The 1724-nt window shown below is 41.3% G+C and carries 1 protein-coding gene and 1 other RNA gene; one reads left to right on the forward strand and one right to left on the reverse strand.

The genetic code is table 11. From position 1 onward, the window contains the following. On the reverse strand, nucleotides 1–1283 hold a 1283-nt coding region (dbpA, locus tag PSN35_RS05255; protein WP_300030460.1), incomplete at its 3' end, for an ATP-dependent RNA helicase DbpA. A 217-nt stretch (nucleotides 1284–1500) separates the two neighbouring features. On the opposite strand from dbpA, the gene ssrS reads away from it, so the two are divergent. Next, nucleotides 1501–1682: non-coding RNA, 6S RNA (gene ssrS, locus PSN35_RS05260), on the forward strand. The last annotated feature ends 42 nt before the right edge of the window (nucleotides 1683–1724 follow it).

A 1724-nucleotide genomic window follows, 5' to 3' on the forward strand; every position in this document is an offset into this window, starting at 1 on the left:
GCCACATAAGACCAATTACTTGCCATGGTAATTTTTCCGATTTGATCACCAGGAATACCGCCCTTTCCCGTTAAGCCGCCCACAATATCACCCGGTCGAAGTTTTTGTTTTTTACCCCCATCGATCTTCAAGGTAGTCATCACTGGCTTATTAATAGGCCTATCTAACAAAGTATCTGCAGGAAGTTCATCCGCTGTTATTTCAATATTTAGCTCATCCAGCTTTCTAATTTCCCTATCATTATAAAAACTGGCAGCCATACCATGACGCCCCGCTCGACCCGTACGACCGATGCGGTGCACATGAACCTCGGGATCATGTGCAATGTTAAAGTTAATCACCAAATCTAGTGAATCAATATCCAGGCCTCTAGCAGCAACATCAGTGGCTACTAGAGCGGAAACGCTCTTATTAGAGAATCGAATTAACGCTTGATCACGCTCACGCTGATCTAAATCTCCATGAATGGCGAGCGCATAAAACCCATAATAAGCCAACTCGTCTGCCACATCTTGAGTGTCACGCTTAGTGTTGCAAAAAACCAAGGTAGATTCAGGTCTATGTTTCGCCAACAACAAACGAAGCGCTGTCATACGCTCATCATCTGAATTGGTTTGATAAAAATATTGCTTAATGGTGGACTCTTCATGCACCTCAGGCGCATTAACTGTCACTGGCGATTTCATCACTCGCTGCGCAATGGCTTCAATTTCTTGCGGATAAGTAGCACTAAACAACAATGTTTGTCTATTTGTTGGAATTTTTTCAATAATATCATCAATCGCATCTTGAAAGCCCATATCCAACATACGATCAGCTTCATCCAATACCAGTGTATCAACATGATCTAGTTTCAACGTGTGCTTTCGCAAATGCTCTTCAATACGCCCTGGCGTGCCAACCACAATATGTGCGCCGTGCGCCAGTGAACCAATTTGCGGGCCAAAGGGCGCACCACCACACAAAGTTAACACTTTAATGTTATGAACAGCTCTGGCCAATTTTCGAATTTCACTAGCCACTTGATCGGCCAGCTCTCGGGTTGGACACAAAACAATTGATTGAACCTTGTAAGACTTAACATCAAGCTTGTTTAGCAAACCCAATCCAAAAGCAGCCGTTTTTCCAGAGCCAGTTTTTCCCTGGCCAATAACATCCTTGCCTTTGATAATAGCCGGCAAGCTCAACGCTTGAATAGGTGTCATGGCGTCATAACCTAGAGTACTTAAGTTTTTTACAAGATTAGGGGCTAAATTTAAAGATGAAAAATCTGAATCGCTCACGGTTATTACCAGAAATTAGTGTAAGTATGAATTTTACACATTAAATCAGAACTCAAGACGTGCTCACTAAAGGATAACTGAAATATTGAACGCTTTCATTGTCACAAATCAATAATAAAACTATTAAACCTTTATATATTACTCTTGTGATAAAGGCATATATCTCTTTATTTATTCAAAATATTGCGCATTTATTTTTTAACAAGGTGATAATATTAATCATCTGTTGTGTTTGTGATTGGCTATATCCCCTGAGCCGATAAATAAACAAATAAGGATATGAGATAGGCTACTATTGTGCAAGCCCACCACGTAGTGGGAAGCCTGCGGTAGACTTCGAATTTCCGCCTTGAACCTTACTGGTTCAGGTTTCTGCCAACACGGCGCAATGGATCCCGAATTCTTCAGCTATAATGCAAACATGCAAGCATTACGCCAATC

It is taken from the genome of Candidatus Thioglobus sp. (assembly GCF_028599055.1).
GTDB lineage: Bacteria > Pseudomonadota > Gammaproteobacteria > PS1 > Pseudothioglobaceae > Thioglobus_A.